The sequence below is a fragment of the Aeromonas sp. R7-1 genome (assembly GCF_040908115.1).
GTDB lineage: Bacteria > Pseudomonadota > Gammaproteobacteria > Enterobacterales > Aeromonadaceae > Aeromonas > Aeromonas caviae.
The window spans coordinates 80513-106643 of the sequence record NZ_JBFODD010000038.1; the positions used below are offsets into that span (position 1 = coordinate 80513).

The following is a 26131-nucleotide window of genomic DNA, read 5'->3' on the forward strand; positions in this document are numbered from 1 at the left end:
GGCAAAGATGGGGCTTTATGAACTCACTTCACCACCGGCAGCTCGCCGAGAGCAGTGGTATAGCGGGGGCTCAGTTGCTCCCGCTTCATCATCCACTCCCGGGTGTCGCGGCCGCGGGCTGCGAAGTAGACCTTCCCCAGCCGCCCCTGGTTGATCTTGTCGATGACCTGCATCAGCGCCTCGCTGCGCGGGGATTGTTGCTGTGCGGCGAACAGGTCGCCCTGCTGCATGCTGGCGGGGGTGAAGTCGGCCAGCATGACGCCCCCTTTCTGGTATCGCTGCTCATCGCGCCAGATCCGGGGGAGGAGTTCCGGGATCAGAGCCAGCAGCGCCCGGGTGTCATGGGTGGGCATGGCCAGCTTGGTGCTCACCTGGTTGCCGTAATAGGGCTCCCGGTCGCTGAACGGGCTGGTGCGAATGAACAGGGTCACGTGCCGGCAGCACATCCCCTCCCCTCGCATCTTCTCGGCGGCCCGCTCCATGTAGCCGGCCAGCGCCTGGTGCATGGGGCCGATCTGGGTGATGCGCTCCCCAAACGAGCGCGAGCAGATGATCTGCTGCTTGGCCTGGGCCTCTTGTTCCAGCTCGGCGCAGGGGATCCCCCGCAGCTCCTGCACCGTGCGCTCGACCACCACGCCATAGCGGCGCCGCAGTACCTTGGGATCAGCGGCGACCAGGTCGGCCACGGTCTTGATGCCCTGGGCCTCCAGCTTGGCCGACAGCCGCCTGCCAATGCCCCATATCTCGTCCACCGGGGTGATCGCCATCAGCCGGGCGCGCCGCGCTTCATCCCGCAGATCCACCACCCCGCCGGTGGCGGGCCACTTCTTGGCGGCGTAGTTGGCGAGCTTGGCGAGCGTCTTGGTGGGGCCGATGCCGACCCCCACGGTCAGCCCCGTCCACTGCTGCACCCGCTCGCGAATCTGGCGGCCATAGGCCACCAGGTCGCCCGCCCAGGACTCGCTCAGTTCGATGAAGGCCTCGTCGATGCTGTAAACCTCCACCGCCGGGGCCATCCCCTCCAGAATGGTCATCACCCGGTTCGACATGTCGCCATAGAGGGCGTAATTGCTGGAGAACCAGACCCCGCCCATGGCCTCGAAGAATTGGCGGATCTGGAAGTACGGCACCCCCATTTTGATGCCGAGCGCCTTGGCCTCTGCCGAACGGGCCACCACACAGCCATCGTTGTTGGAGAGCACCACGATGGGCCGCCCCTTGAGGTCTGGGCGAAACAACCGCTCGCAACTGGCGTAGAAGTTGTTCACGTCGACAAGGGCAACAGCGCAGCGCTTGTTCATGGGCTGTCCACCTGGTGCACGACAAAGGCCACCACCCCGAAGATTTCCAGCTCCTGCCCATGGTTGAAATGGATGGGGCGATAGGCCCGGTTGCCAGGGAGCAAGGCGACGGTGGGCTCAAGCTGCAGTTTCTTCACCGTGAACTCGCCATCCACCGCGGCGACCACCACGCTGCCGTGACGCGCCTTGCGGCTGCGGTCGACGACCAGCAAGTCGCCATCGCGGATCCCGTGGTCGACCATGCTATCACCGGCCGCCCGCACAAAGTAGGTGGCCGCCGGGTGCGCCACGCACAACTGATTGAGGTCGATGGTCTGCTCGGTGTAGTCCTGCGCCGGCGACGGAAAGCCGCAGGCCACCGGGGAGAGGAACAAGGGCAGCTCCAACAAGGGAGCATCGGGAGTGGGTTGAGCAAACATGCTGGCAATCTCTTTTTCACTGTACAAATAAACAGTATAACAACCTCCCCTGAAAGGATCACCGTGAGACGTTTGGCTCCAAATCGAAACAATGCAGGAACAGATGCTGCCAACCAAAGCTGAAAACGTGATGAAGTCATATACACATAGAAATAAGTAACCAAACAGATTAGAGTATACAAACTTATACAGTTGCAAATGTTGTCTAGAAGAATGACAGTGTATGTGATTTTATATTTTTATAAGTGGGTTGAGCACGATGCTGATTTATAAATTAAGATTTGGATGGTGGAATGCGGCCCTATCCCCTTCCGCTCCTCAGGCAGGAAGTAATGCAAGTGATGAGACATACCCTTTAGTTTGCAAACATATTAAGTCATTGTTAACCGAGAAATCATGTGATTTTCTAGCTCTATCTGAAGTGTCTAGCAAAGATATAAATCACTTTATAAATGCAATTGACATTGAAAATATAACTATTCTCGACATGGCTGAAAAAGTAGGAAAAACAAGATTTGATATTGCAGTGATTTATAACAACAAAAAACTGAAGGTTAAGCATATATCAAATTTATCAAAGTCAATTACGGGGAACATTGTTAAGGCCGCCCAGATTGTAGAAGTTATTAATATTGATGACTCAAAAATTTTCTACATATATCTATGTCATTGGGCAAGCCGCTTAAATGGTGGTGAGGAAAAAAGAAATGCCTCGGCCAGCATGGTTTATCAATCGGCCATGGATTATATCCAGAATGACAAGGATGTTATAATACTTGGTGATTTCAATGACAACCCATATGATCGTAGCTTAAATGTAAATCTCCAAGCTAGCCGCTGTCATGATGCTGTAAGAAAATACCCAAATGAATTCTTTTATAATCCATTTTGGCGCACCATTGTCTCAGAAAAAAAGTACAGCCACTTAGAACCCATGCAGGCATACCCATCAGGAAGCCATAAATATAAGACATTTCAAGGAACAATATGGCATTCATATGATCAGGCTATTGTTTCGGGCAGTCTCATATCCGGTGGCAGATGGTGTTTAAATGAGTATGAAACCAATATAATTTCATCAACAGATATATTAAACGATTACTCTAGTTCAAAATGTTTTATTGATCACCTTCCTATTGTCTGTGAAATTACTAGAACCGAAGGAGTTGCCCATGTCAGTTGATAAATTTGACTTCACAATGATGTTAAAGCAAGGGCATAACGCTGCCGAACAAGTATTGATGAATAACAATGAGATAAAAGAGGTACTAAGTGGATTACATAATTCATTAAAAAACTACCTCGAACTCCCTATTGAATTGCATGAGGTTACAGAATATGAAGATGAAGGTCTCGGTCGAGAAAACATATTTACTCCTTTTGCACTTAGAGTAAAGACTGGCAGGACTAAAATAAAAATACTCCACAAAGAGACAGATACAGGTGAAACCCTATTCTTCCTCAGAAGAAGTGAAGATGGCTACCCAATCACAGCAATATTGGGGAAAGATAACTTCATGTGTAACAATCAGGATGAATTCTACAGCTCTGTTAGCAACATAATTGCCACTCCACAAATAAATTTCCAATTAAGAAAATTTAAGCGTGAGGCTGAAAGTAAAATAAAACCACAATCATGACTATGTTTTTAGTTTGTCCAGTATTGCTTGACGCCCTTCAACGGTTAGTGATTCAACGAGGTTCAACACCAATTGGTTCACAGTCCTAGCTGACGGGCTCAGGGTATGAGCAAAAGACAAGGTGGCCACCCAGCTGTGGCCACACTCTGCGTCGGTACACTGGCAGTAGAGATCCGAGACATCATTGCTCAGTCGGTTGGTCTTGGTAATGCGGCCCCGCTGGCCACACACTTTGCAATAAACCCGCATTACGCCCCCTTTTTTACCCAAATCAACAGCCTATCTTGCCACAGCAAACACTGTTTGTTTATACAGTTGAACCAATATTCTCCCGAAAATCGACCCAGAGGGAACGAGGGAGTCCCGCGCTGTTGATGGCGTCCTGCACCAGCTCGCACAACGGCAGCACCTCATTCCTGGCATAGGTGGCGTCGTATTTCTCGGGATCCCCGAGCCCTCCCCCGCCATTGGTCGGGATGATGCCGGCCAGCGCCGCCGGGAAGCGATGGGATGTCAGCACATCCTGGGCGGTGATCCCCTTGATGGCCGCGAACTCGTCCTTGGTCGCGATGTCCCCCACCGGGATCAACTTGATGCCATCGGGCTTGCCGTCCGGGATGTTGACGAACATGGAGCGGAAGTTCCCCACCCCCTTGCTGCTCGCGATCATCTCCTTCATCTCCTCCTCGGTGTCGTCGTCCATGTTGGGATCGGTTGCGTAGAAGATGAACCCCATGTGGGCGCCATTGAGGAAGTATTTGCGCCGAAACAGAGTGGCATCCTGGTTGAGCAGGGCCGACTGCAAGCCTCCCAGGTAATCGGGCATGCCATAGACCTGCTGCTCGGGATCGTACTGGGCCAGCCAGATCACATCCTCCGGCCGGTAAATCAGGTTCGACTTGCCCTGCTGCAGGTAGACAAAGCAGCCATCTTCGCGCCGGCGCAGGTAGACGCTGGAGAGCGGGTGCAACCCCACCACCTGGCCGAAACTGTTGCGCAACTTGAGCAGGCCAGCATCCCCGAACTGCAGGTAGTTGTGCACGAACGCCGTGATGGTCGCGCGCTGGTTGGTGAAGCGCCCCGCCACCATGTTGCGCCTCGCCATCAGGATGGCCCCATGGTGGGCGTTGGCCCTGGCCACCTTGGCCAGCCCCTTGCGCTCAATGGGAGGCTGGTAATACTCGCCGTAGGGGTTGTAGAACACCCCAGTGTAATCGGTCATCCAGGCCGTGGGATCCACAGCCTCCGGCATGCTGAAGGCCACGGCGCCGCGGTTGGGTGAGGTGGCCGCCTGGGCCGGTTGTTGTTTCTGTCGCTTGGTCATGCTGCCTTCTTCTCCTGGCTGGTTGCCCAGGTGGATTTGCGTTTGCGGTGGGTATCAAGGGGCTCGTTCGCCACTGCGTGGGCGATGGCAAAAAACACGTCGGCGTGTCCGGTCACGTTGTCGCGCGCCGCGCGGAACGTCATCTGGCCACCGCCGGTGGTGCTTCGCTTGATGGCGAGGAAGGCGAGCGGGATGTCCCGATCCGAGCTGTCCCACTCGATGCGATTCGCCTCCACCACATCGATCATCTTGAGGACCAGCCGCGACTTGCTCTCGATGCTGTAGTTGATGGGGTGGCACACCCCTTTGAACACCGGCTTCAAGAGGTCAAACACCCCGGCGCCGATGCCGGAGACGTCGACCCCGAGGTACGTGACCCGGAACTTCTTAGCGATACGGGTGATCTCCTGGGCCTGGAACTGGAAGTTGAGCCCGCGCCAATAGTGCTTTTCCAGCACCCGGAAGCGCTCGCCGGCGACCGTGGGCGGGGCGACCACCACCAGGGTGGCGTTGTCGCGGGTACGGCTCGGGTCGTAGCCCATCCACACCTCTCGACGCCCGAACGGGTCAGGCCGACCGGGTTTGTAGTCCTCCCATCGGGTGGGGTCCACCCCTGCCCGCTCCATGTCCTGGAACTTGAACACCGACAGGGCATCATCGATAAACCGGCACATGTAGAGGCGGTCGAACACCTCCTCCGGGTACTCGTCCTTGAGCTCCTCGATGTCGATGAGGTGGCAACCGAGGCGAATGGCATCCTCGATGGTGATGACGTAGCGCCATTGCCTGTCCGGGCAGACGCAGCCACCGTCGCGCAGCGCCTCTTCACCGGGGAAGTCGATGGCCACCCGGCTCGGGCGCTGCCCCTTCCAGCGATCCCCGGTCCAGAAGCGGTAAGCCTCGTGCACCTTGCTCGACGGGGTCGAGAAGTAGGTCTTGCGCCAGTGGCTCTGGGTCGCCATGGCACTGGCCACGTCCGAGAGCTTCTCAAAGTTTGGGATCCAGAAGTATTCGTCGATGTAGACGTTGCCGGAGCGGGATTGGGCGCTGTTGGAGTTGGTGGAGCAGAAATGCAGCTCGGCCCCGTTCGACAGCACGATGGGGTTGCCGGTCAGGGTGACGCCCAGGAAGGTCTGGGCAATCTTGCTGATGTAGGAGCGGAACACCTCCGCCTGGGCCCGGGTGGCGGACAGGAAGATCTGGTTGCCGCCGGTCAGAATGGCATCTTCCAACGCCTCGCCGGCGAAGTAGTAGGTCATGCCGATCTGGCGGGACTTGAGGATGTTGCGCGTGCGCGGCAGCGCCGGGTCGTTCTTGGCCTCCCGCACCCGCAACTGATAGCCGAACAGGGTGCCCAGCCACTCGGTAAAGTCATCGGCCGTCAGGTGTCCGATCTCGTTCTTGGCCTTCTTGCCGCCCTTGCGGCTACCGCCTGCCTGACGGCTTTGCTCACGCTTGCCGCGGCTGGGCCCGGGCTCATGCCCTTGCTCACGCTGAGCCTTGAGGGCCTGCTCGCGCTCGGCCCACTTGAGCGCCTTCTCTTTGAGGCTGACATGGTGGCCGATGAGCCTGTCCAGCTCCTCCTGCTCGCCCGGGCTTTTCTTCTCCCGGTGCAGTAACACCTGCACCCGGCGATTGATGGCATCCTCGACCGCTTCCTCGGTCAGCAGGTCGCGCCAGCCGAGCTTTTCGGCCCAGTAGTAGATGATGCGACAGGAGTTGAGCCCCAGTTCGTCCTTGATCTCCTGGGGTGTCCATCGTTTAAGGTAGAGTCCCTTCGCCGCATTGCGGATCTCTTCGGGGTACGCCACGGCGCCTCCATCCAGTGAATGATGGCGCCATCATAGCCAGCCCCCTCCCCTCCCTTATCCCACTGATGTTCTGAGCAATTCGGATTTCCTGCTGGATCCGAATCCAGCAGAACGCCATAGCGTGAAACCCCCTTGCCGACCCGATAGCCTGAGCCCGCATCACTTGGGAGCAGGCATGAACGAATCAACCTTGAGAACTGGCTGGGTCTGTATCGCCACCGAAGGCAAAGCGGTGGACGGGCGGGACATTACCCGCGACTGGCTCACCGACATGGCCGAGACCTACGACCCGACCTATTACACCGCCGTCATCTGGCCCGATCATGATCGCTGGTCCAGCTACGGCACCGTGCAGGCCCTCAAGACCGAAGAGGTGGATGGTAAGCTCAAGCTGTTCGCCATCCTCTGCCCTAATCGGGATCTCATCTACTACAACCAGAGCGGCCAGTATCAGTTCTGCTCCATCGAGCCCTTTGAGAATTTCGCCGATCTGGGCCGCACCTACCTGCTGGGCCTCGGCGTCACCGACGAACCGGCCAGCATCGGAACCACCCATCTCAAGTTCAGCAAGAGCAACAAGGGGCAGGCCGTTGGCACCAGCGAGCCGCTGGACCTCTCCACGTTCAAGCTGCCCAAGCACGAAAAGGCCGATGGCCTGATCGCCAAGTTTTTCAGCTTCCTGGCCAGCCACGGCGAGCAAGCCCCCCAATCACCCCCCAGCCAACCCGAGGATGAGGAAATGACCAAAGAACAGTTCGACCTGCTGCTGGGGGCCGTCAATGGCCTTGGCACCAAGATCGAAGGCTTCAGCACCAAGCTGGAGACCAAACCCACTACCGAACAGCCTACTGCACCGGCTGCTGAGCCCGCCAAGGTGGACGCGCAGTCCGGCATCAGCGCCGAGCAGTTCAGCAAGCTGGAAGAGACCCTGAACGGTCTGGCCAGCACCGTCGGCGAGCTGAAAGGCCAGATCGACCAGTTCTCTGTCGAGAAGCCGGGCCAGCGCCCGAGCGCCCTCGGCGGTGACGATACCCCTGCAGTCTATTAAGGAGCGACCGTGAGCCAGACTCTTACCGTTCAGGCCATGCAGCGCCTGGAGCAATACAGCAATGCCCTGGCCAAGGCCTACGGCATCCCCGTCAACGCCCTGGCCAAGCAGTTCAGCGTCACCGGCCCGGTGGAAACAGGCCTGCGCGCCGCCCTGCTCGCCTCCGTCGAGTTCCTCGGCCTGATCACCTGTCTGGATGTGGACCAGATCAAAGGTCAGGTGGTGCAGGTTGGCATCGGCAAGCTGTTCACCGGCCGCAAGAAGAACGGCCGCTTCAACGGCAAGATCGGCGTCGATGGCAACACCTACGAGCTGACCGAGACCGATTCCTGCGCCTCGCTGGACTGGGCGACCCTGTGCGTCTGGGCCAACGCCGGCAGCGAGGGCGAGTTCCTGCGCCTGGTGGGCGATTTCATCAACAAGGCGTTTGCCCTGGACATGCTGCGGGTCGGCTGGAACGGCGTGGAAGCGGCCGCCGATACCGATCCCGCCGAACACCCGCTGGGTGAAGACGTCAACAAGGGCTGGCACCAGATCGCCCGCGAGTGGAACGACGGCAGCCAGATCATCAAGGCCGAGGCTGGCAAGAAGATCTACTTCGACCCGGACGGCAAGGGGGATTACAAGACCCTGGACGAGATGGCCTCCGACCTCATCAACACCACCATCGATCCCCTGTTCCGCCAGGACCCGCGTCTGGTGGTGCTGGTCGGTACCGACCTCATCGCTGCCGCCCAGGCCAAGCTCTACAGCGAGGCCACCAAGCCGAGCGAGCAGATCGCTGCCCAGAAGCTGGCCGAGTCCATCGCCGGGCGCCGCGCCTACATCCCGCCCTTCTTCCCGGGAAAGCGGATGGTGGTCACCACCCTGGACAACCTGCACATCTACACCCAGCGCGGCACCCGCAAGCGCAAGGCGGACGATAACCAGGACAAGAAGTGCTTCGATAACCAGTACTGGCGCATGGAAGGCTATGCCCTCGGCGAACACCTAGCCTATGGCGGCTTTGAAGAGGCCGACATCGAGATCGGCGCCGCACCGGCGGCTCCCGAGGCCTAAGCCATGAGCTCACCCGGTCAACGTCACAAGCAGCGCGTGCACGCCGTGCAGGGGGCCCAGCAGGCCGCTAGCTCCGGCGTGGCCACCGGCGCAGTGGCCGACAGCCTGCACCTGCAGCTGATTGCCCTGGAGCAGGACATGGTCCGGCTGCGCAAGCTGGCCCGCATCGGGGATCGGGTGAACATGAAACGCGATGAGCTGATGCCCAAGTACCGCCCCTATGTGGAGCGCTATCTGGCTGCCGTCGCTGAGTCCGGCCAGCCCTATCAGAACGAGCTGTTCCAGCGCCTCATCATCTGGGCTTTCGATGTGGGCAACTTCGACGCCGGCATCGCCTGGGCGGATCTCGCCATCGCCCAGGGCCAACGCACCCCGACCAACATCAAGCGCGACTGGGCCCACTTCGTGGCCGACACCGTGCTGGAGTGGGCCGAGAAACAGGCGGCCGAGGGGCATGCCGTCGAGCCCTGGTTCTCCCGGGTGTTCGACAAGGTGCGCAATGACTGGCGCCTCAACGAGCGGCTGACGGCCAAGTGGTTCAAGGCCGCCGGTTGCCTGCTGCTGCGCGACCACGACGGCCAGCCCCGCCCGAGCGCCGTGGGGGACAGCGCCACCCTGGAGCAGGCCGACCACTGGCTGGCCCTGGCCGACCAACTACACGGCAAGGTGGGCGTCGGCACCTTGCGCCAGAAGATTGCCATGCGCCTGCGGGCGCTCAATCCCGAATAACGAACCGACTCTCCGCGCCGTCGCACCCCGGCGCGAATGCCATGAGCAGCCTCTGGCTAACTCAGCGGCAATTGCGTGGCTTCAGGGGTGCACCCACTCAACCAGCGAGGCAAGCCATGTTTGCAGGCAAGGACATCGACTATAGCGCCGCCACCATCCGCAATGACGGGTTCTGGCCGGATGTGGCCGTCGCCGACTTTGAGCGCCGCCGTGCCCTGCCTGCCGATCTGGACCAGCAGACCACAGGCGCCGCCTTGCTGGCCGCCGTCTCTGAAATAAACCTGCAGCTCGCCAGCCACCAGGCCGCCCTGCAGGACAAGGGTTATGCCAGTGCAGCCGCCGTGCCGGGGCCGAGCCTTGACGATGGCGCTGACTCCGGCAGAAACGCCCTGATCGAACAGTACCTGGCCGCCGTCTTCGCCCGGGCCAAGGCGGCCTTGCTGCCGGAGTTCGCCAGCGTCACCGAGCGGGCCACCGCCAATAACCAGGTGGAGCGCTCCCCGGACCAGCGCGCCCAGTTACTGGCCGAGAGCCAGCAACTGGTGCGCAGCATCAAGGGCAAACACCGGGCGGGAGTGTCGCTGATATGAACGCAGCCATGAAAGAGCAGCAGGCCCAGGGCTACTTCCTGCAGGCGCTGCACGCCGAGTTGCTGCGGGTGCTACCGGCCAAGTGCCACAAGCGCCTGGATAGCTGGATGGAGAACGGCACCATCAAGCTCGAACCCAGGAACATGGGGCCCACCGGGGTGGACGTGGCCTGGCTCACCTATCAGGCGGTGTTCACCATCGAGCAGCTGCCGTTTCGGGAGCTGGATCCGGCCATTCTGCTGGCGGCCGTCGCCGCCTGGGTGCAGGAACACGACGACTTTCGCGAGCAGTTCGAGCTGCCAGACCCTGAGTATGCCGTCACCCCGAACGACGAGCAGACTGCGGACCTCGAGATCCAGCTCCCCTTTGCTGAACCGCTGCGCCTTATCGAGCACCCGCAAGGGCCCATCAACTGGCTCGGCAAGCGCTGGAACGTGGCCCCCTATGACATCTGGGTGGCCGAGCAGATTGACCTGAACGTGGGTGATACCGGCGCTCACCCGGTGGGTGGCCTCTCATGATCACCATCACCCTGGACACCCGTCGCAGCAAAGACCAGCTCAACCTGCTGGCCTTGCCGCCCAAGCAGCGCAAGCGCCTGGTATGGCGCGCCGCCAACGAGATGAAGAAGCTGGCCGCCAGCCACGTGCGCCAGCAGCAAGATCCCAACGGTAATGCCTGGGCCCCACGCAAGCGGGGCAAGCGCAAGATGTTGCGCGGCCTGCCCAAGTTGCTGGTGATCCACGAGCCGCGCCAGGACGTGGCCGAGGTCGGGTTCAAGAAAGGCACCATGAGCGCCCACGCCGGGGTCATCGCCAACACCCACCAGAAGGGGCACACCTACAAGGTGACGGCCGCCAGTCGCCGGCGCATCGCCCCCAGTGAAGGCGGCAAGCAGAAGCAGGCCACCAAGGCCCAGGCCCGCAAGTTGCGGGAGCTCGGGTTCAAGCGCCCCGGTCAACGCAAGCGCTCATACCGCTCGGCCTCGCTGGGCTGGATAACCGGCCACCTCAACTACGCCCTGGCGGGGTTGCTCATCAAGAAGCTCAAGGACGAACCGGCGGCCGAGAGCTGGGAAATCCATCTGCCGGCGCGCCCGTTCCTGGGCGCCAATGCCAGGCAGCGGCAACAGGCCTTCGCCCGCGCCCTGCAGAGCATCGATTACGGCTGGGACGTCAACAAGCAAGACATGAAGGGGAAATAACGGCATGTGGCCTTATGTACAGATCAACAACTTGAACCAGATGCAGGGGCACGTGACCGAGGTCGAGCGCCACCTGCTGTTCATCGGCAGCGCCGCCAGCAACACCGGCAAGCTGCTCTCCCTCAACGCTCAATCTGACTTCGATCAGTTGCTCGGTACCGTGGACAGCGAGCTCAAGGCCAACCTGCTGGCCGCCCGCGATAACGCGGGCCAGAACTGGTCGGCGGCGGCCTATGTGCTGCCCACCGACAAACCCTGGCTGGACGCGACCCGCGACGCCCAGCAGACCCAGTCGTTTGAAGGGGTCGTGGTGCTGGGGCAAGAGTGGGACCAGGCAAGTATCAACGCCGCCCACGCCCTCAACCAGGAGCTGATCGCCAAATGGGGGCGCTGGCAGTTCATGCTGCTGGCCGTGCCGGCTATTGCCGACGAACAGGACTGGCCCACCTACGAGGCCGAGCTGGCCACCCTGCAGGATGGCATCGCGGCGAGCTCGGTTTCCCTGATCCCGCAGCTTTGGCCGACCCTGGCCGGCGCCTATGCGGGCCGCCTGTGCAACCGGGCGGTGAGCATCGCCGACAGCCCCTGCCGGGTGAAGACCGGCGCCCTGGTGGGCCTTGGCAACAAGCCGGTGGACAAGGACGGGATCCCGCTGCCACTGGCCACCCTGCAGACCCTGGAGCAGAACCGTTACTCGGTGCCGATGTGGTACCCGGACTATGACGGGATCTACTGGGCCGATGGCCGCACCCTGGACGCCGAGGGCGGCGACTACCAGGTGATCGAAAACCTGCGCATTGCCTACAAGGTCGCGCGCCGGATGCGCCTGCGCGCCATCGCCCGCATAGGGGATCGCTCGTTCAACTCCACCCCGGGCAGCACCGCCGCCGCCATCACCTACTTCGGCAAGGATCTGCGGGAGATGGCCAAGGCCACCACCATCAACGGCCAGCCGTTCCCGGGCGACATCGCCTCCCCCCAGGATGGCGACATCCGCATCCAGTGGGTCGCCAAGAACCTGGTCTCGGTGTTTGTGGTGGTGCGCACCGTGGACTGCCCCAAGGGGATCACCGTCAACATCATGCTCGATTTGAGCCTCAACAATGGGGAGGGCTAACCCATGACCCGTCGAATTTCCGGTGCCAGCTTTGACACCACCCTCCTGGGGGCCATGGTCCACGTCGAAAAGGCCAGCCTCTCCATCACCGACAACAGCGCCGTGGCGCAAACCCGGGGGATCCCGGACGGCTTCGTCGATGGCGATGTCGCCGCCGAGCTGGAGTTCGAGCTCGATACCAAGAACTTCTCGCAGTTGGCCGACGCCGCCAAACGGGCGGGGAGCTGGCGCGGAATGGAGCCGGACGATGTGCTGTTCTACGCCGACACAGGCACCGAGACCATGAAGGTGGAGGCCTTCGGGGTGAAGCTGCTGGTCTCCGACCTGCTCGACATCGATCCCAAGGGGGGCAGCAAGAGCGTGCACAAGGTGAAAGGCTTTGTGACCTCCCCCGACTTCGTTCACCTCAACGGCGTGCCTTACCTCTCCAAGGAAGACACCCGCCACCTGCTGGGTTAAGGGGGACGCTTGGACGACATCGATCGCGCCAACCATCACGCCGCCCGCATGCTGGCGGTCCAACTGGCCAACCAGGTGGGCAAGGGGCATTACCAGGGGGAGAGCCTGCACCAGTGCGAAGAGTGCGACGACGACATCCCCGAGGGACGCCGCCGCCACGTACCCGGGGTGCGCCTGTGCGTCCCCTGCCAGACCCGCCTTGAGAGGCTGGGCCGCTAATCAGAGCAACGGACATGAACCACATGCCTCATAAAGACCCGACCCTCGCCACCGCCCTGCTGGCCTGGCTGATGGACAACTGGCCCGCCGTCTATGGGGCCCTGCTGGCGCTGGCCATCGCCTTCCTGCGCATCACCTACGCCGGTGGGCGGGGTCGCCGCCGGCTGATCGAATCCCTGCTGTGCGGCCTCATTACCCTGGCGGCCGCCACCGGTACCCACCTGCTCGGGATCCCCCAGGAGGCCACCCCCTTTCTGGGCGGCGTGGTGGGGCTGCTTGGGATCGACATCATCCGCGACCGGGCGGCCCTGATGTTTAGCAAGAAGGAGGACAACAATGCCGCGCAGTGATTGCCATCCCCAGATGGCCGCCTTTCTCGACCTGCTCGCCTATGCCGAGGGCACCAAGGGGCTGGGCGACGACGGTTACAACAAGCTGGTCAACCCGGCCGGGTTCTTCCAGGACTACCGCGAACACCCCGATGTGTTGGTACGGGTCAACCCGACCCTGCACAGCACCGCCGCCGGGCGCTATCAGTTCCTGTCCCGCCATTGGCGCCACTACCAGGCGGCGCTCGGCCTGCCGGACTTTGGCCCCGTCTCCCAGGACACCTGGGCCATCCAGCTTATCCGTGAGCGCAAAGCACTGGACGACGTGATCAAGGGGCGTATCCCCCAGGCGATCAGCAAGTGCGCCAACATCTGGGCCAGCCTGCCCGGCGCCGGCTACGGCCAGCGCGAGCACAAGCTGGCGGATCTGCTGGCCAAGTTCACCGAGTTCGGCGGGGTGCTGGCATGAGCACGCTCATCCGGTTGCTGCCGACCCTGATCGGGTTGGTGATTGGCAGCTTGCTGTTTGCCCAGGGGGAGCGACTCACCCAGCGCACCCGGGAGCTCGCCACCGCCAACGAGACCATTGCCACCCTGCGAGAGGCCAACGACCAGATGGGCACTGTGCTCAAGACGCTGCGACAAGAAGACAGCGCCCTGCGCCAACTGCTCGCCCACCAGAACGCGGCCTTGGCCGAGCTCGACAACCAGAACAGGAAGACCGCCGATGACCTGCAACACGCCCTGGCCACGCCGCCGGCGGGCCGCCCGGATTGCGCTCGCGAGCCTTTGCCTGCTGGCGCTCTGCGCCTGCTCCAGCCAGCCCACCACCGTGGTGCAAACCCGGGTGGTCAAGCGGCTGCCGCCGCCGGGGCTGGTACCCCACTGTCCGGAGCCTGATTTCACGGGGAGCACCTACGGCGATGCCGTGCGGTTTATCCCCACCCTGCAGACGGCGCTGCGCCGCTGCCAAACCCAGATCACCACCCTGAACAACTGGATATCCCAAGAGGAGACAACCCCATGAGCAAGACCCTGACCCTGACTGTGGCCGGTACCGACATCAGCTTTGAACCGACCATGACCGCCTACAACGGCTTCATCAACGACATGATGCCGAGCGACAAGGTGGCGCCGGCCCACAACTACCTAAAGAAGATCGTCTGCCAGGAGAGCAAGGCCGCGCTGGACGAGCTGCTCAAGCGGCCAGGCGCAGCCCTGCAGTTGGCGGGAGCCATTAACGAGCAGTTCGCCCCCACCCTGGAGATCACCGTAAAAAACTGACCGCGCGCGCCGAGGCCATCGAGCGCAACCAACTGGAGCAGGTGCTGGCGCTGCGGCGCTACTACCTGCCCCACGAAGAGGACGACCTCGACAGCCTGGCTCGCGCCATCTGGTTAGACAAACAGCACCGAGAGTCCAACGCCGCCGCCGTGGCCGAGGGCATTGCCAAAGCACTGAACGGATAACGACTGATGGCCTGGATGGAAAAATTGATGATGCAGGTGGCCCTGGTTGACCAGGTCACCAAGCCCCTTGCCGGCATCAATGCCCAGATGGACAAGGTCAGCAAGGCGGGCCGCCAGGGCTGGCGCAACATGACCATGGGGGCCACTACCCTGGCTGCTGGCGGGATGGCTGTGCAGGCAGCCCTTGGCCCTGCCATCGAGATGGACCGGGCGCTAGGAGAGGTAGCCTCCCTCGATGTGCAAAAGGACGTACTCGATGCGCTCGGCCGTGAAGCCCTCAAGCTGTCCGTACAGTATGGCAACTCGGCCACCGAGATTGTCCGCTCCTCCTACGACATCCAATCCGCCATCGCCGGGCTGGAGGGCAACGAGTTGCCCGCCTTCACCCGTGCATCGGCCACCCTGGCGAAGGCGACCAAGGCCGACACCGCGACCATCACCAACTACATGGGCACCATGTACGGTATCTTCGAGCAGCAGGCCAAGAGAATGGGCAAGGCTAACTGGGTGGAGGATGTGGCCGGCAAGACGGCGCTCGCGGTGCAACTGTTCAAGACTACCGGTCAGGGCATGGCCGATGCCTTTGGGGCCATCGGTGCCAACGCCACGGCGGCCGGGGTGTCGATGGATGAACAGTTCGCCGTGCTGGGCCAACTGCAGGCCACCATGGGCGGCGGCGAAGCCGGGACCAAGTTCAAGGCATTCCTGGCCGGGGTGGGCAACGCCCAGAAGGCGCTCGGCCTGCAGTTCACCGATTCGGCGGGCAACATGCTGCCGATACTGACCATTCTCGACAAACTCAAGGCGCGCTATGGCGAGACCCTGAGCGTGGCCGAGAGTGACGAGCTCAAAAAGGCGTTTGGCTCCAATGAAGCGGTTGCTATGATCAAGTTGCTCATGACCAACACCAAAGGCCTGGCTACCAACATCAACGCGCTGGCCAACACCCACGGCATGGGCAAGGCCGAGCAGATGGCCGCCTCAATGACCGACCAGTGGGAGCGGGTAACCCAGGCCTGGTTCGCCATCCGTGCCGCAGCCTTTGGCGTGGTGCTGCCGGCCATCAATGCAGTGGTCGGTGTCTTTGCCGACGGCGCCAACACAGTGCTGCGCTGGACCCACCTCTTCCCGAACCTCACCCGGGTGGTGAGCTATGCCCTGCTCGCCATCGTGGGCCTTAGCATGGTGACCGGTGCCTGGTTGCTGCTCGCCGGGCTGGCGAAGATGACCACTCTCGGGCTCGGCATCGCCTGGTCGCTTCTGATCGCCCCGCTCAACCTGCTCAAGGCCGGGCTGGTTGCCTTTCGCGCCATTCTGCTGGCCGTCAACATCATGATGGCCGCGAACCCTGCCGTGCTGCTGGCCTATGTGGTCGGCGGCCTGCTCGTCGGCGCCATTGGGCTGGCGATCTACTACTGGGACGACCTCAAGAAGACCCTGGCGGACTGGGGCGTGTTCGACGCCATCCAGAGCATGATCGACGGGGCCGCCGCTGGCTGGGCCAGCTTCACGCAACTGCTCGGCAACCTGAGCCCCTTCCAGTTGTTGGGGCGGGCGGTGGACTGGCTGATAGAGAAACTCAACCTGATCCCGGGAGTCAATATCGAGCTCGGCGGCATGCCGGATCTGCAGATGCCCGCGCTCACCCCGCTGACCCTCCCGGTCATGCCGGGGACGGTCAGCGCCCCCATGGCGGCAGAGCAGCAACAGGCCTCGATCACAGCTCCCCTCGCCCGCTACCGTCAGCCGGAGCAGAGCAAAGTACCGGCCGGCGGGTTGGGCCAGCAGCTGATCCAGGCCAACGCGGCCGCGAGCGCTGCCAACCAGAAGCCCGCCAAGTCTCTGCATATCGGCGAGGTGCACATCACCAACCAGAATCCCATGACCCCGGAGCAGTTGGCCGAAAACGCCTGGCTGGAGACCAAGTGATGAACGAACCCAAGTACATCGACATCCTGGTGGTGAACGGCGCCTGGCAGCTCGATGCCGGCGGCCAGCCCCGCACTACCCAGGACCGGCACAGCATCGGTCAGGACATCAAGCACCGCATCATGGAATCCGGGCTCGCCCGCAAGCTCATCGGCGAGCGCAGCCCGACCCTGCGCAGCGACGTGATGACCGAGATTGAGCTGCTGGTTGAAGACGACGAGCGGCTGGAGCCCGGCACCATCTTCATCAGCGAAGAGGCCCCCGACCGGGTGCTGGTCACCGCCCGCACCTATGAATTCGGCGAACTGGAGGTAACCCTGTGAACCTGCGCCCGACCGTGGATTTTATGGCCCTGCTGGCCGAGGCCGGCGTGCCGACCACCGAGGCGGCCATGGAGGCCGAGCTCAAAAAGGAGGTGGTGGCCGCTGGCTCCCTCATCACCAACGACAGCGACGTGAGCCCGTTCTGGCGGCTGGTGCGCGGCGTGGTCATCACCCCGGCCCTCTGGCTTATCCGCACCCTGCTGGCGGGCCACGTGCTGCCCAACACCTTTGCGGCGACCGCCACCGATGCCTATCTCGACCTCAAGGCCTGGGATGTGGACCTTACCCGCAAGGCGGCCCAGAAGACCCGGGGCCTGGTCAATTTCGTGAAAGCCAACCCGAGCGACGCCGTCACCATTCCAGCCGACATCTGGGTCACCACCGAGCGCATCAACGGCACCATCTATCGCCTGCGCCCCCTGCAGGCGGTGGTGAGCCCGGCGGGGGAAGCGGTGGCCCGGGTGGTGTGCGAGGCCGAGCTCGCCGGCGCGGCATGGAACCTGGCCCCGGGCTATTACAACCTGCTGAACGAACCAGTGACCGGCATTCTCTCGGCCCGCAACGATGACAAGGAGTGGATCACCACCCAAGGCAGCGACGTCGAGAGCAACGACGCACTCGGTCTGCGCATCCAGAACCAGTTTTCGGCGGTGGGGCGCTATCACATCGATGCGATTTACCGATCCATGTTGGCGAGCGTCGCAGGGATCCGCGCCGATCACATCTTCTTTGAGCACGACGCCCCGCGTGGACCCGGTACCGCCAACGCTTACATCCTGCTAGAGGTGGGAGCCACCCCGGCCAGCCTTATCGATCAGCTCAACGACTACGTGGGCCGCCAGGGCAACCACGGTCATGGGGATGACCTGTTCGTGATGAGCATTCCTGAGACTCAGCACAGCCTCACCCTGACGCTCTGGCCCCAGCCCAACCTCTCCGACGAACAGCGAGACGCGCTCAAAACGGGGGCCGAGAACCTGGTCAGGGCAGCGTTTCGCCAGTCCACAGATTTCCCGGCCGTCACCCGCACCTGGCCACGGTCACGCTTCTCACTCTCCCAGCTTGCGGGGGAGCTGCACAGCCAGTTCCCGCAGATCCTGAGCCTGCGCTTTGGCGAGAGTGACATCGTCGCGGGGCTGGCCATCCCTCGCCTGAGCTCGCTGGAGGTGACCCTGCATGACTAACCCACCCCAGCTTGAGCACGACCTGCAGGCGCCTCTGCTACCGGATGCCAGCCCACCCTGGTGGGAAGACGGCTACACCATCAGCCCGGCTCATGCCGAGCCAGGGTTCCTGGCCAAGGGCATCAACGCATTCTGGCAACGGATCAAGGGCTGGCTGCTGTTGCCGCTGGCCCAGCAAGACCCGCTGACCTGCTCGGAGTCCTTGTTGGCCCTGCTCGCCTGGGAGCGGGACATCACACGTTTCAACGGCGAGCCGATTGAGCTCTTTCGCAAACGGGTCAGGTTCGCCTTTGTGAACGCCCGGGACGCCGGCGAGGTCGCCGGCTTTAAGCGCATCTTCGAGCGCCTTGGCATCGGCTGGTGCGACATCCACGAACGCCAGGCTGGCACGCCATGGGACGTCATCACCATCGAGGTGACCGACAGCGCCATCGCCGGCAATCAGCAGTTGATGGAAACCCTCATCCAACACTACGGCCGCACTTGCCGCCGCTACCGCTTTCAGGTGGTTTACCCGGTCACTGTCACCCTGCGCTCCGGTCGCATCGACATGGGTCAGCAGGTGTTCGGTGCGACACTCAAGAGGACCCCATGAGCCAAATCATTACCAACGCTTTCGCCAGCTACCTGCAGGCGAGCCTCGCCAACCAGACGCCGGTGGTGCTCGATGAGTTCGTGCTGGCCAACATCCCAGACCTGGACCCGGACCAACCGATAAGCCCGGATCTCGGCTTACCACCGGCGGGCCAGATCGTGCACCGCCACGCCGTCGATCAGCGCGGCCTCATCAACAACGATGCGGTGGCCTACACCATCGTGATGGACACCACGGTCGGCGATTTCAGCTTCAATGCCCTGTACCTCATCAACAAGGCCAGCGGCATGGTGGGGATGATCGTGCACAAGGGGCTGGAGACCAAACTCAAGACCAATGAGGCCACCGGCCAGACCGGTAACAGCCTGGTCAAGTCCATGCTGATGGAGTACGACCGAGCAAGCGAGGCCACCGCCACTCACGTGGACGCCAGCACCTGGCAGATTGACTATGCCGCCCGCCTGCGCGGAATGGACGACGATCTGCGCCTGCAGGCCCTGCAGTTCTTCGGGCCGGCCACCTTCTACGGTGACGGCTTCAAGCTAGTGAACGAGGCCGGTGTCTATAAGGTGCAGCCCGGGGTGGCCTATGTGGGTGGCCTGCGCGCCCAGCTCGACGAGGTCAGGAAAATCACCCCAGGTGCCAAGCCGGTGGGGCTCTGGCTCGACATCTACCGGGCGGGCTCCCTTCTCAATGCCTGGGTGAATCACTTCACCCTCACCCTGAGCGTGCCATCCCTTGCCGACTATGTGGACAGCAACGGCAATCAGCACCATGTGGCCAAGGTCGCCATCATCAACAGCGACGGCAGCGTCACCGACCTGCGCCGAAAGCGCACCATCGAGCTCTCCGGGGATGTGACTGGCAAAGGGATCCTGGAGGATGCCCAGGGCGTCACCATTGCGGTGGAGGTCAAGGACAACAGCCACGGCCATCAATGGGAAAACCTGACCAAGGTCCCTGACACCGCGAATCGATGGCCGAAATGGAGTGAAATTACCGAAAGGCCAGATTTAGCCATGTCAGACCATAGCCACGCCGCCGCCCTTGGCAATGCGGATATTGTCTCCGGCGGTTGGGGGCAAATTGGGACATATGCACAGTTGATGATCATTGATCCAAGTGCCTCACCAAGCGCCATCGGAGCTACCTATGCAGGCAGTCAGTTGATTACGACTAACTTGGAGGGCAATTCAAGAAATGGGGTCACCCCGTCAGGGAGTTGGAAAGCTCTCTGCTTGATCATCGCGGGTACTGGGATCGCAACAAAAAACGCGGCGGGTCTATTCATTAGAACCGCATGAGGAGCAGAAAGAACATGGGACAAGAAATAACAATTATCAGTGCCTCTAACCCACGCTGTTACCTATCAGATGACGACGCCATCACCCTGGATGTGAGATTTTCTCATATACCGAAACCGGTCCCCTTTACCGCTAGACGGGATGATGTCGAGCTACACGGGCGTGAGCTCTACAGCAGGGCGGTATTTGGCGAGTTTGGCGACATCACTGTACTCACCCCACCGACCACCGCAGAAGATGATCAGCGGGCACGCCTGGAAGAAGAAATGAAACAAGCGGCGGCGGCCATGGCCCCGCTGGAAGATGCCGAGAGACTCGGTATTATCAGCGAAAGTGAAATAACCAAGCTCATTGCTTGGCAGCACTACCGGGTTGCCCTCTATCGCTTGCCACAAAGTGAGGGATGGCCAACAGCGGTAACCTGGCCGGAGATGCCCCAATGAGTTGGGCCCAAGGCGGGCTGCGCTGGCCCGCGAGCGCTGACGCCCTGCACACCCGTGCCCGGGAAGTGCTGATGCAGCTACCGGCGAGCCAGACGAGCGCCATGGGCCGACTGCAGGGGCTGGCGGCGCGGGCCCAGTATCGGCGCCACCCGCTTAGCGAGGCGGCCGAGAGTTTGGCCGGTCTTCGGGCCGAGCTCGACCGGTTGCTGGTGCATGGCCACTGCCTCACCGTCACCCCCTACCAGCACGGAGTGGGCCAACAACAGGGCAACCAGCACCATCTGTCTGCCCCCAACGCGGTGGCGGCCCTGGCCGCCAAGCTGCAGGATGGCGCCGATCCACGCCTGCCCGGCGGGCAGCAGCATGCCATCGCCTGGCTGGTAACTGGCAACAGCGCCGAAGACCTGGCCCGGCAGTTGGCGCCCCTATGCGCCCTGCTGCCGCTGTCGGAGTGGTGCGCCACCCTACGCCGCCTCACGGCCAGTAACGACGCCATGCACCAGCCCAGTGCCGCCAGGGTGCCGCGCTGGCGCGCCGACGAGCCTCTTTGTTGGGACCCATTGCGCCCTGCTAGGGCAGTCCTTGGCGTGGAGCTGGCGCAACTGGAGAGCCTCGCCCGGGATAGCCAAAGCCCCATCGACAAGCTGCAGGGGCTGGCCGAGCACCGCACCGCCCGCCTCGATTCGCTGGCCACCGCCATGACCGAGCTTGGCAAGCTGTCCGGCTCGCTCTGGCATTGGCAAGGCCAGGGAGATGCAGCGAGCCTCGCCACCCAACTCGGACAGAGCACGCCCCCCGACCACAGCATGAGCATGACGGTCGGCGCTCTGCTGCTCTCCCCTTCCCCGCTCACCTTCTGGCAGGAATTGACCCCATGAGCCAAGCCATGCTGACCCTGGATGGCGAACCCATCACCATGAAGTCGATGCGCGTCTCCGCATCGATGCAGTTTCAGGACAAGGACCAGAGCGGCCAGACCAGCTCGACCAGCAGCGCCGAGCAGGGCGCCAAGGGCAAGGAGCTCGATGTCTCGGGCCTCATTCCGTTCAAGGAGGAGCGCATGCTGAGTCGGCTGTTTGAGCTGGCCGATGCCAAGGGCAACGGCGGCCAGCGCCACATCTACCGGGTCGGGTCACTCCTGGCCAAGTCGGTGAAGGTGCGCCAAGCAAGGTTCGCCGGGCGTGTCACCGCAAGCGAACAGGAGGGGCTGCTCGCCTGGCATGTGCAGTTCACCTTGAAGGAGTTCAACTCGGTGCCGGAGAAGCGCGAACAGCGCCAGCCCAAGCAAGCCCCGACCGTGGGCCAGGGCACTGACAACACCAGCGCTGCCAATCCTGGTGGCCAAGGTGCGGGGGATGAAGCGCTGGAGCTCAGCGGCTTCGAGCGCTTTGTACTTAAACCACTGGATGACATGTTGGCATGAAACTAACCACCTCACTGACCATCGCTGGCCAACCGGTGCACCTCATCGACCATGACCTGGTGCTGGACCTGAACGCTGGCGGCCGCGCCGCCCTCACCATCGAGGGCACCGCCAGCAAGGGGCAGATCTTCACTCTGGACACCGGCTATAACGGCGACCTACGCCGCTGGTTCACGGGCTACGTGTACGATGTGCACCCCGCCGCCAACGGTGCCAGCAAGCTGTTGTGCAGGGAGCTCGCCGGTGCCCTGGGAACTCGCCTCCCCGTCAGCCAGCAGCATGCCACCCTGCGCGGCCTGCTGGCTTGGCTCACCGACCAATGCGGGCTTACCTTCCTGCTTCACCAGGGGGCAGACTACGCCGACCGTCAGATCCCTAATTTCACCAGCGCCGGCACCGGCTATCAGTTGCTCGATAACGCCGGGCGCGCCTTCGAGGTGCCGGATTTTGTCTGGTACCAGCAACCGGATGGCGCCATCTACGTGGGGAGCCACGCCCATAGCCGCTGGCATGGCAAGGAGGTGACGCTCGATCCCGCCTGGTCAGGGCGTCAGGCGGGCGACACCCTTACACTTTCGCCAGTACCAGCCATCCGGCCCGGGGCCATCATCAACGGCAAGCGGGTGATGCGGGTACGCCTCAAGGGGGACGAGATGACCCTGACCACGGCGACACCCGGCAAAAAGTTGAAGTCGCCGGAGCGGCGAAAGATCGAGGGCGAGTTCCCGGAGCTGGCAGACAAGATGCACCTGCCCAAGTTCGGGCGGGTCGAGGCGGTGAGCGATCAGGCCACTGCTGGCCAGCTCAATGATCCCTTTCGCCCCCGTTATGCGGTGGATGTGCAACTGCTGGGCGAGGATGGCCAGCCGGACAAGGCCGCACCGCTGTATCGGGCGGTGCCGCTCCCGGCGCTGTTCGGCGGGCAGGAGCAGGGCCTGCTGCACTTCCCCACCGAGGGGACCCTGGTTGAGCTGGGGTTCGCCTTCGGTCGGGCCGACCGGCCCTTTATCCGCACCGTGCTTGGCAGCGGCTGGGCCTTGCCCGACATCACCCCGGGCGAGCAACTGCAGCAGCAACGGGACGAGGTGTTCAGCCGCACCGATACCGTGGGCAACCTAACCCGCCACACCGACCGCCGCTTGCACGACCAGGCCCTGCAGATGCACCACCAAAGCGACGACTACCTGGGGGACCATGGCCTGCATCGGCTGCAGGTGGCGCAGCACAGCGTCGAGGAGGTGGGCGGGTTCAAGCTCATCGAGGCGCTGGGGGCCATCGAGCTGCTGGCCGGAGACGATCTCACCTTGGGGAGCCTGGGCAATCTGAGTCAGACCACAGCCGGGGATCTGATCGAGGTGGTGGGACAATTGCGCCGTGCTGTCGCCGGCGAACTGCAGCACTTGGAAGCGCCCCGCTCCTGGGTGGGGACAGATAGCGTGAACATCTTCCGGCTGCTGCTGCAACTGATGAACGTGGTGGAGCAACTGGCCGCCGCCACGGCTGGCCATACCCATGGCAGCGGACCCGCACCAGGGAACAGTGCAGCCATGACGGAACATGGCCAACAAGCCAAGCAACTGGCCAACCAGCTCTCTCCTATCATTGAATAGCTAACTTAATGCATATTCCGGAGAAGCTTATGACTGCACATACAAGAGAGCTGTTGAGGGAACTCATAACCAATAGTGGAAAGCCTCTAATGGAATGCGAGCATGATGGTGTGCTTGAAGAATTGCTAGAAGACTCTAGTCTATCTGCCTCTGATCACAACAGCGTCTTATGTGTGTTGGAAGAATGGGACGGTTCACCCAGAAGAAAGCGACTGCTTGAATTCCTCTTCGATGAATAGCATGTGAAGAAGGCCCCACATAGTGGGGCCTTCTTCTATCTGCCTGACAACGCCTGAGCATGGCCAGGGAAGGGCGCCGCATGAAGAGGCGCCATCGGGCAGCGCTGCATCATACGTGAAGCCTGCACACACTCACAGCCTCCTGTTGCCCCACGGAAACGCCCACGGCCGCGTCTGCGCCACGGAATCCGCGCTCATCCGCTCCCGCCTGCGGGGTTCATCAAGAAAAATTTTTGCAAAAGTGGATTACCGCAAAACCATAGGCCCAGACCGCGCCCCATCAAGGATCCGCAGGGCATTGAGGATCTGCAAAGAAGGATCTTTTTTGCGGGGTTTTACAGTTTGGTGAGGCATGGAACGGTCAGGGCAATAAACTAACTCGTTGAATGTATTGGGGTGAGCGTACTTTCCGTGGGAATTTGAATGTGGGAGCAGGATCTGCAAGAGTGCTTTGAATTAGCCATAAAACCTATTATTTCAAAGAGTTATGAATAATTGACGCTGATTTGATAACTGAAATATTGCTGGCTAATACAACAACAGATCCTATCGCAACTTTAGCGACTTTGAGTCAGCAGGGCAGATAGCTTGCGCCATTCATCGCCATACTCTCTTCTAAGATATCGTTGTCTGATATTGATAATCCCCTTCCTGACCAAACCTGCACTTTTCTCTTTGGCTATGAGATCTTGGATATCACGCCACAGTGCTGCGCTCTCAAAACCAGACCAGATAGGAGGGATCGGAGAGAGGCCATTGCCGTAGCAAACCGGTGCAACCCACTCGAACAGAACGGACTCCACATGATCCAACGGGAAGTTCCTGGCAACTGAAGCGATATAGGCATAGTCAACTTCGTTATCAACGAAGATATCTGATAGAGCTTCGCACAAGTCCTTATCTGTCAGTTGATCTGCCAACGGGTATATTCCTCTATTCCTTCATCAAGGCTATCAGCGATTACAGAACCGGCTACGCCGCCGACGATGCAACCTAACATTGCACATAATGGAGTACCAGGAGCGCATACAGAAGAAACTGCCGTAGTGACCACATAAATGAAAAGCGTGGACATAATGTGGACACTGTAAATAGAAAACCACTATAAAACAGTAAGTTACAGATACAAAAAAGGAGGCCTGAGCCTCCTTTATTTTTATAACAGAGCTGGATTAGACCAGAGCTGCTTTAGCTTTTTCAACCAGGGCGGTGAAAGCCAGCTTGTCGTGAACGGCGATATCGGACAGGATCTTGCGATCGATCTCGATGGAAGCCTTCTTCAGACCGTCGATCAGACGGCTGTAGGACAGGCCGTTCTGACGGGCTGCAGCGTTGATACGCGCAATCCACAGTTGACGGAACTGACGCTTCTTCTGGCGACGGTCACGGTAGGCATACTGACCAGCTTTGGTTACCGCTTGTACCGCTACGCGGTAGACACGGGAACGGGCGCCGTAGTAACCCTTGGCGGCTTTCATTACTTTCTTGTGACGAGCGCGAGCGGTCACACCACGTTTAACTCTTGGCATTTTTCACATCCCCCCTTATGCGTACGGCAGACAAGCGACAACACGTTTGTGGTCGGCAGCGGAAACAAAGAACTTCGGTCCCAGCTGACGCTTACGCTTACTGCTCTTCTTGGTCAGGATGTGACGCAGGTGGTTGTGCTTGCACTTGAAGCGACCTGAGCCAGTCTTCTTGAAGCGCTTTGCGGCGCCCCGGTTGGTTTTCATCTTCGGCATTTCATACTCCGCATTGTGAGTGACAACAAAATCGCAAGGCGAACCGACTCATGGGGCCAGCCCCATGAGTCAATTTCTTGTGGGCCTTAAGATTTCTTCTTGGGTGCGAGGACCATCACAGCTTGACGGCCTTCGACTTTCGGGAACGATTCGACTACGGCCAGCTCTTCCAGATCGTTCTTGACGCGCTCGAGAACCTTGATACCAAGATCCTGGTGGGCCATTTCACGACCACGGAAGCGCAGGGTGACCTTTGCCTTGTCCCCGTCTTCCAGAAAGCGAACCAGGTTGCGTAGTTTTACCTGATAGTCGCCTTCGTCGGTGCCAGGACGGAATTTGATTTCCTTGACCTGGACGACTTTCTGCTTTTTCTTCTGTTCTTTGGTGGTCTTGCTCTTTTCGTAGAGGAATTTGCCGTAATCCATGATCCGGCAAACGGGCGGCTCAGCGTTCGGACTGATCTCGACCAGATCCACTCCTGCCTCAAGGGCCAAGTTCAGCGCATCCTGAATGGAGGTGATGCCAATGGCTTCACCATCCAGACCAGTCAGACGAACTTCTTTCAGACGGATCTCTTCATTGATCCGGTGAGCGCGGGCTTGCGGTTGCTTGCCCAGTTTT

Annotated in this window: 35 protein-coding genes; 26 read left to right on the top strand and 9 right to left on the bottom strand. The window is 61.0% G+C overall.

What is annotated here, in order from left to right:
• Positions 1-23: 23 nt before the first annotated feature.
• Together umuC and umuD are read right to left on the bottom strand one after the other, a co-directional pair.
• The gene (gene umuC, locus AB5Y51_RS09650; protein WP_368178348.1) at positions 24-1301 is read right to left on the bottom strand and encodes a translesion error-prone DNA polymerase V subunit UmuC; all 1278 of its coding nucleotides are present in this window, start codon (positions 1299-1301) and stop codon (positions 24-26) included.
• Positions 1298-1720, bottom strand: coding sequence for a translesion error-prone DNA polymerase V autoproteolytic subunit (gene umuD, locus AB5Y51_RS09655; protein ID WP_368178349.1), 423 nt, complete (start codon positions 1718-1720; stop codon positions 1298-1300). Before umuD ends, umuC begins: the two co-directional genes overlap by 4 nt.
• Before the next feature lie 259 nt (positions 1721-1979).
• Here umuD and AB5Y51_RS09660 point away from each other — a divergent pair, with 259 nt between their 5' ends.
• A complete protein-coding gene (locus AB5Y51_RS09660; protein WP_368178350.1) occupies positions 1980-2903 on the top strand; it encodes a hypothetical protein in 924 nt (307 codons plus the stop codon).
• The gene (locus tag AB5Y51_RS09665; protein WP_368178351.1) at positions 2893-3360 is read left to right on the top strand and encodes a hypothetical protein; all 468 of its coding nucleotides are present in this window, start codon (positions 2893-2895) and stop codon (positions 3358-3360) included. Before AB5Y51_RS09660 ends, AB5Y51_RS09665 begins: the two co-directional genes overlap by 11 nt.
• On the opposite strand, the gene AB5Y51_RS09670 is transcribed toward AB5Y51_RS09665, so the two are convergent.
• The 3 genes from AB5Y51_RS09670 to AB5Y51_RS09680 are packed head-to-tail and all read right to left on the bottom strand — an operon-like array spanning position 3361 to position 6495.
• Positions 3361-3609 carry an ogr/Delta-like zinc finger family protein gene (locus AB5Y51_RS09670; RefSeq protein WP_368178352.1) on the bottom strand — a complete coding sequence of 83 codons (249 nt, stop codon included), beginning with the start codon at positions 3607-3609 and terminating at the stop codon, positions 3361-3363. It lies immediately after the preceding gene.
• Positions 3610-3667: 58 nt separating this feature from the next.
• Positions 3668-4684 (bottom strand): phage portal protein, encoded by a 1017-nt coding sequence (locus AB5Y51_RS09675; protein ID WP_368178353.1) that lies wholly within the window; start codon positions 4682-4684, stop codon positions 3668-3670.
• A complete protein-coding gene (locus tag AB5Y51_RS09680) occupies positions 4681-6495 on the bottom strand; it encodes a terminase family protein (RefSeq protein WP_368178354.1) in 1815 nt (604 codons plus the stop codon). The genes AB5Y51_RS09675 and AB5Y51_RS09680 overlap by 4 nt, the downstream gene beginning before the upstream one ends.
• Positions 6496-6670: 175 nt before the next feature.
• On the opposite strand from AB5Y51_RS09680, the gene AB5Y51_RS09685 reads away from it, so the two are divergent.
• The 24 genes from AB5Y51_RS09685 (at position 6671) to AB5Y51_RS09800 (ending at position 23529) form a co-directional block, all read left to right on the top strand.
• Complete coding sequence (locus AB5Y51_RS09685) at positions 6671-7543, top strand: GPO family capsid scaffolding protein (RefSeq protein ID WP_368178355.1); 873 nt, start codon at positions 6671-6673, stop codon at positions 7541-7543.
• A gap of 9 nt (positions 7544-7552) precedes the next feature.
• The gene (locus tag AB5Y51_RS09690; protein ID WP_167825642.1) at positions 7553-8602 is read left to right on the top strand and encodes a phage major capsid protein, P2 family; all 1050 of its coding nucleotides are present in this window, start codon (positions 7553-7555) and stop codon (positions 8600-8602) included.
• A 3-nt stretch (positions 8603-8605) separates the two neighbouring features.
• Complete coding sequence (locus AB5Y51_RS09695; protein WP_368178356.1) at positions 8606-9331, top strand: terminase endonuclease subunit; 726 nt, start codon at positions 8606-8608, stop codon at positions 9329-9331.
• A gap of 116 nt (positions 9332-9447) precedes the next feature.
• Positions 9448-9921, top strand: a complete 474-nt coding sequence (locus AB5Y51_RS09700; RefSeq protein ID WP_342040561.1) for a head completion/stabilization protein — start codon at positions 9448-9450, stop codon at positions 9919-9921.
• Positions 9918-10442, top strand: coding sequence for a phage tail protein (locus AB5Y51_RS09705; RefSeq protein WP_368178357.1), 525 nt, complete (start codon positions 9918-9920; stop codon positions 10440-10442). Before AB5Y51_RS09700 ends, AB5Y51_RS09705 begins: the two co-directional genes overlap by 4 nt.
• Positions 10439-11125 (top strand): phage virion morphogenesis protein, encoded by a 687-nt coding sequence (locus AB5Y51_RS09710; protein ID WP_368178358.1) that lies wholly within the window; start codon positions 10439-10441, stop codon positions 11123-11125. Before AB5Y51_RS09705 ends, AB5Y51_RS09710 begins: the two co-directional genes overlap by 4 nt.
• A gap of 4 nt (positions 11126-11129) precedes the next feature.
• Positions 11130-12242 carry a DUF2586 domain-containing protein gene (locus AB5Y51_RS09715; RefSeq protein WP_368178359.1) on the top strand — a complete coding sequence of 371 codons (1113 nt, stop codon included), beginning with the start codon at positions 11130-11132 and terminating at the stop codon, positions 12240-12242.
• Between the two features lie 3 nt (positions 12243-12245).
• On the top strand, positions 12246-12701 hold the full coding sequence (locus AB5Y51_RS09720; RefSeq protein ID WP_041214425.1) for a phage protein: 456 nt from the start codon (positions 12246-12248) through the stop codon (positions 12699-12701).
• Between the two features lie 9 nt (positions 12702-12710).
• The gene (locus AB5Y51_RS09725; protein WP_167825648.1) at positions 12711-12920 is read left to right on the top strand and encodes a TraR/DksA family transcriptional regulator; all 210 of its coding nucleotides are present in this window, start codon (positions 12711-12713) and stop codon (positions 12918-12920) included.
• Positions 12921-12943: 23 nt separating this feature from the next.
• Positions 12944-13270 (top strand): phage holin, lambda family, encoded by a 327-nt coding sequence (locus tag AB5Y51_RS09730; RefSeq protein WP_039040942.1) that lies wholly within the window; start codon positions 12944-12946, stop codon positions 13268-13270.
• Positions 13257-13718, top strand: a complete 462-nt coding sequence (locus AB5Y51_RS09735; protein ID WP_041214421.1) for a glycoside hydrolase family 104 protein — start codon at positions 13257-13259, stop codon at positions 13716-13718. Before AB5Y51_RS09730 ends, AB5Y51_RS09735 begins: the two co-directional genes overlap by 14 nt.
• Positions 13715-14149, top strand: coding sequence for a hypothetical protein (locus AB5Y51_RS09740; protein WP_368178360.1), 435 nt, complete (start codon positions 13715-13717; stop codon positions 14147-14149). Before AB5Y51_RS09735 ends, AB5Y51_RS09740 begins: the two co-directional genes overlap by 4 nt.
• Positions 14046-14276 carry a hypothetical protein gene (locus AB5Y51_RS09745; RefSeq protein WP_368178388.1) on the top strand — a complete coding sequence of 77 codons (231 nt, stop codon included), beginning with the start codon at positions 14046-14048 and terminating at the stop codon, positions 14274-14276. Before AB5Y51_RS09740 ends, AB5Y51_RS09745 begins: the two co-directional genes overlap by 104 nt.
• Positions 14273-14533, top strand: coding sequence for a putative phage tail assembly chaperone (locus tag AB5Y51_RS09750; protein ID WP_041214418.1), 261 nt, complete (start codon positions 14273-14275; stop codon positions 14531-14533). Before AB5Y51_RS09745 ends, AB5Y51_RS09750 begins: the two co-directional genes overlap by 4 nt.
• Positions 14534-14574: 41 nt before the next feature.
• Positions 14575-14718, top strand: coding sequence for a hypothetical protein (locus tag AB5Y51_RS09755; RefSeq protein WP_015985417.1), 144 nt, complete (start codon positions 14575-14577; stop codon positions 14716-14718).
• 6 nt (positions 14719-14724) lie between these two features.
• On the top strand, positions 14725-16647 hold the full coding sequence (locus AB5Y51_RS09760) for a phage tail tape measure protein (protein WP_368178361.1): 1923 nt from the start codon (positions 14725-14727) through the stop codon (positions 16645-16647).
• Positions 16647-16970, top strand: a complete 324-nt coding sequence (locus AB5Y51_RS09765) for a DUF2590 family protein (RefSeq protein ID WP_368178362.1) — start codon at positions 16647-16649, stop codon at positions 16968-16970. Before AB5Y51_RS09760 ends, AB5Y51_RS09765 begins: the two co-directional genes overlap by 1 nt.
• The gene (locus AB5Y51_RS09770) at positions 16967-18154 is read left to right on the top strand and encodes a baseplate J/gp47 family protein (RefSeq protein ID WP_368178363.1); all 1188 of its coding nucleotides are present in this window, start codon (positions 16967-16969) and stop codon (positions 18152-18154) included. The genes AB5Y51_RS09765 and AB5Y51_RS09770 overlap by 4 nt, the downstream gene beginning before the upstream one ends.
• Positions 18147-18749, top strand: a complete 603-nt coding sequence (locus AB5Y51_RS09775) for a phage tail protein (protein WP_368178364.1) — start codon at positions 18147-18149, stop codon at positions 18747-18749. Before AB5Y51_RS09770 ends, AB5Y51_RS09775 begins: the two co-directional genes overlap by 8 nt.
• On the top strand, positions 18746-20053 hold the full coding sequence (locus AB5Y51_RS09780) for a phage tail protein (RefSeq protein WP_368178365.1): 1308 nt from the start codon (positions 18746-18748) through the stop codon (positions 20051-20053). The genes AB5Y51_RS09775 and AB5Y51_RS09780 overlap by 4 nt, the downstream gene beginning before the upstream one ends.
• Before the next feature lie 14 nt (positions 20054-20067).
• On the top strand, positions 20068-20496 hold the full coding sequence (locus tag AB5Y51_RS09785; RefSeq protein ID WP_368178366.1) for a tail fiber assembly protein: 429 nt from the start codon (positions 20068-20070) through the stop codon (positions 20494-20496).
• Positions 20493-21374 (top strand): hypothetical protein, encoded by an 882-nt coding sequence (locus AB5Y51_RS09790; protein ID WP_368178367.1) that lies wholly within the window; start codon positions 20493-20495, stop codon positions 21372-21374. Before AB5Y51_RS09785 ends, AB5Y51_RS09790 begins: the two co-directional genes overlap by 4 nt.
• Positions 21371-21919 (top strand): hypothetical protein, encoded by a 549-nt coding sequence (locus AB5Y51_RS09795; protein ID WP_368178368.1) that lies wholly within the window; start codon positions 21371-21373, stop codon positions 21917-21919. The genes AB5Y51_RS09790 and AB5Y51_RS09795 overlap by 4 nt, the downstream gene beginning before the upstream one ends.
• Positions 21916-23529, top strand: a complete 1614-nt coding sequence (locus tag AB5Y51_RS09800; RefSeq protein WP_368178369.1) for a hypothetical protein — start codon at positions 21916-21918, stop codon at positions 23527-23529. The genes AB5Y51_RS09795 and AB5Y51_RS09800 overlap by 4 nt, the downstream gene beginning before the upstream one ends.
• A 796-nt stretch (positions 23530-24325) precedes the next feature.
• Here AB5Y51_RS09800 and AB5Y51_RS09805 read toward each other — a convergent pair.
• The 4 genes from AB5Y51_RS09805 to infC form a co-directional block, all read right to left on the bottom strand.
• Entirely contained in the window at positions 24326-24688 is a 363-nt protein-coding gene (locus tag AB5Y51_RS09805; RefSeq protein WP_368178370.1) for a hypothetical protein, read from the bottom strand.
• Positions 24689-24940: 252 nt separating this feature from the next.
• Positions 24941-25297 (bottom strand): 50S ribosomal protein L20, encoded by a 357-nt coding sequence (gene rplT, locus AB5Y51_RS09810; protein WP_010674800.1) that lies wholly within the window; start codon positions 25295-25297, stop codon positions 24941-24943.
• A 15-nt stretch (positions 25298-25312) separates the two neighbouring features.
• Positions 25313-25510: a 50S ribosomal protein L35 gene (rpmI, locus tag AB5Y51_RS09815; RefSeq protein WP_005300673.1), complete on the bottom strand. Its 198-nt coding sequence runs from the start codon at positions 25508-25510 to the stop codon at positions 25313-25315.
• Positions 25511-25596: 86 nt separating this feature from the next.
• Positions 25597-26127, bottom strand: a complete 531-nt coding sequence (gene infC / locus AB5Y51_RS09820) for a translation initiation factor IF-3 (protein ID WP_185219337.1) — start codon at positions 26125-26127, stop codon at positions 25597-25599.
• Positions 26128-26131 lie beyond the last annotated feature (4 nt).

Excerpts from the sequence above, each read along its gene's own strand:
- AB5Y51_RS09700 (WP_342040561.1), top strand. The coding sequence starts at position 9,448 with ATGTTTGCAGGCAAGGACATCGACTATAGCGCCGCCACCATCCGCAAT.
- AB5Y51_RS09660 (WP_368178350.1), top strand. The coding sequence starts at position 1,980 with ATGCTGATTTATAAATTAAGATTTGGATGGTGGAATGCGGCCCTATCC.
- AB5Y51_RS09685 (WP_368178355.1), top strand. The coding sequence starts at position 6,671 with ATGAACGAATCAACCTTGAGAACTGGCTGGGTCTGTATCGCCACCGAA.
- AB5Y51_RS09720 (WP_041214425.1), top strand. The coding sequence starts at position 12,246 with ATGACCCGTCGAATTTCCGGTGCCAGCTTTGACACCACCCTCCTGGGG.
- AB5Y51_RS09800 (WP_368178369.1), top strand. The coding sequence starts at position 21,916 with ATGAAACTAACCACCTCACTGACCATCGCTGGCCAACCGGTGCACCTC.
- umuC (WP_368178348.1), bottom strand. The coding sequence starts at position 1,301 with ATGAACAAGCGCTGCGCTGTTGCCCTTGTCGACGTGAACAACTTCTAC.
- AB5Y51_RS09715 (WP_368178359.1), top strand. The coding sequence starts at position 11,130 with ATGTGGCCTTATGTACAGATCAACAACTTGAACCAGATGCAGGGGCAC.
- AB5Y51_RS09695 (WP_368178356.1), top strand. The coding sequence starts at position 8,606 with ATGAGCTCACCCGGTCAACGTCACAAGCAGCGCGTGCACGCCGTGCAG.
- AB5Y51_RS09740 (WP_368178360.1), top strand. The coding sequence starts at position 13,715 with ATGAGCACGCTCATCCGGTTGCTGCCGACCCTGATCGGGTTGGTGATT.
- AB5Y51_RS09710 (WP_368178358.1), top strand. The coding sequence starts at position 10,439 with ATGATCACCATCACCCTGGACACCCGTCGCAGCAAAGACCAGCTCAAC.
- umuD (WP_368178349.1), bottom strand. The coding sequence starts at position 1,720 with ATGTTTGCTCAACCCACTCCCGATGCTCCCTTGTTGGAGCTGCCCTTG.
- AB5Y51_RS09790 (WP_368178367.1), top strand. The coding sequence starts at position 20,493 with ATGAGTTGGGCCCAAGGCGGGCTGCGCTGGCCCGCGAGCGCTGACGCC.
- AB5Y51_RS09785 (WP_368178366.1), top strand. The coding sequence starts at position 20,068 with ATGGGACAAGAAATAACAATTATCAGTGCCTCTAACCCACGCTGTTAC.
- AB5Y51_RS09705 (WP_368178357.1), top strand. The coding sequence starts at position 9,918 with ATGAACGCAGCCATGAAAGAGCAGCAGGCCCAGGGCTACTTCCTGCAG.
- rpmI (WP_005300673.1), bottom strand. The coding sequence starts at position 25,510 with ATGCCGAAGATGAAAACCAACCGGGGCGCCGCAAAGCGCTTCAAGAAG.
- AB5Y51_RS09750 (WP_041214418.1), top strand. The coding sequence starts at position 14,273 with ATGAGCAAGACCCTGACCCTGACTGTGGCCGGTACCGACATCAGCTTT.
- rplT (WP_010674800.1), bottom strand. The coding sequence starts at position 25,297 with ATGCCAAGAGTTAAACGTGGTGTGACCGCTCGCGCTCGTCACAAGAAA.
- AB5Y51_RS09795 (WP_368178368.1), top strand. The coding sequence starts at position 21,371 with ATGAGCCAAGCCATGCTGACCCTGGATGGCGAACCCATCACCATGAAG.
- AB5Y51_RS09670 (WP_368178352.1), bottom strand. The coding sequence starts at position 3,609 with ATGCGGGTTTATTGCAAAGTGTGTGGCCAGCGGGGCCGCATTACCAAG.
- AB5Y51_RS09780 (WP_368178365.1), top strand. The coding sequence starts at position 18,746 with ATGAGCCAAATCATTACCAACGCTTTCGCCAGCTACCTGCAGGCGAGC.
- AB5Y51_RS09665 (WP_368178351.1), top strand. The coding sequence starts at position 2,893 with ATGTCAGTTGATAAATTTGACTTCACAATGATGTTAAAGCAAGGGCAT.
- AB5Y51_RS09760 (WP_368178361.1), top strand. The coding sequence starts at position 14,725 with ATGGCCTGGATGGAAAAATTGATGATGCAGGTGGCCCTGGTTGACCAG.
- AB5Y51_RS09765 (WP_368178362.1), top strand. The coding sequence starts at position 16,647 with ATGAACGAACCCAAGTACATCGACATCCTGGTGGTGAACGGCGCCTGG.
- AB5Y51_RS09730 (WP_039040942.1), top strand. The coding sequence starts at position 12,944 with ATGCCTCATAAAGACCCGACCCTCGCCACCGCCCTGCTGGCCTGGCTG.
- AB5Y51_RS09735 (WP_041214421.1), top strand. The coding sequence starts at position 13,257 with ATGCCGCGCAGTGATTGCCATCCCCAGATGGCCGCCTTTCTCGACCTG.
- AB5Y51_RS09775 (WP_368178364.1), top strand. The coding sequence starts at position 18,147 with ATGACTAACCCACCCCAGCTTGAGCACGACCTGCAGGCGCCTCTGCTA.
- AB5Y51_RS09675 (WP_368178353.1), bottom strand. The coding sequence starts at position 4,684 with ATGACCAAGCGACAGAAACAACAACCGGCCCAGGCGGCCACCTCACCC.